We start from the raw sequence: 342 nt of genomic DNA on the forward strand, positions 1-342 counted from the left end.
AGTGAGCGGGCCGAACGACAGGAACTTCACCAAGGGCAAGATCGCCAGCCGGCTGGCCCACCTCGAAGCGGATGTCGCGCGCTACATCAACGAGATGGTCCGGATCGACCGGCAGGAGGAGGGCGAGGCGCGGGCCGGGAAGGTGGCGCATCTCGCCCGCCGCTACGGCCGCATCCGGCAGGAAATCGAGCGGCTGACGGCGATGGACAAGGCCTTGGCCGACGCGCCGGACGGGCAGATCTCGCTGACCGATCCCGACGCGCGCGCGATGGCGACCAGCGCGCGGCACAGCGGCCTGGTCGGATACAACGCGCAGTGCGCGGTCGATGCCGAGACGCACCT

The 342-nt window shown here is 70.2% G+C and carries 1 pseudogene; it reads left to right on the forward strand.

The window, feature by feature from the left end:
* Positions 1 to 342, forward strand: a pseudogene (locus FG154_RS20950) (IS5/IS1182 family transposase); the annotation flags it as partial.

Origin of the sequence: Cereibacter sediminicola, from assembly GCF_007668225.1 — a bacterium.
Classification (GTDB): Bacteria; Pseudomonadota; Alphaproteobacteria; order Rhodobacterales; family Rhodobacteraceae; genus Cereibacter_A; species Cereibacter_A azotoformans.